Below are 313 nucleotides of genomic sequence, written 5' to 3'. Positions count from 1 at the left end.
CCGCTCCGCCACTCTTTAAAAAAGCCCAGTCGAAAGACTGGGCTTTTTTACGTTTAAAGATAATGTTGTTCGCCATTCGGTCGAATGAGCCCCGCAAGATCGACAGCCCGGCCGTTCCACCACTTATGCGAAGCCTGAATTGCAAGATTTGGGCTTTCTTGCATTTGGAATTTATCGGTTCGCCCTAAGGTCAAAGGGCTATCGACGGTAGCCATTTCACAACTAATTCAAAAGTTCCACTTATCAAGAAACTTTGTCAGTGATGGCGAAGCTTTTTGACTTTTGGGGTAGCGTGTTCATCCTTGTTGAATCA

Annotated in this window: 1 protein-coding gene; it reads left to right on the top strand. The window is 45.7% G+C overall.

Features of this window, described 5'->3' with window-relative positions:
• Positions 1-188, top strand: a 188-nt coding sequence (locus tag AKJ31_RS23380) for a hypothetical protein (protein WP_211263077.1), incomplete at its 5' end; no start/stop codon positions are given.
• Positions 189-313: the final 125 nt, after the last annotated feature.

Origin of the sequence: Vibrio hepatarius (assembly GCF_001274785.1) — a bacterium.
GTDB lineage: Bacteria > Pseudomonadota > Gammaproteobacteria > Enterobacterales > Vibrionaceae > Vibrio > Vibrio hepatarius.
The sequence above is the reverse complement of the archived record's forward strand: the minus strand, read 5'-3'. Positions and strand labels throughout refer to the sequence as shown.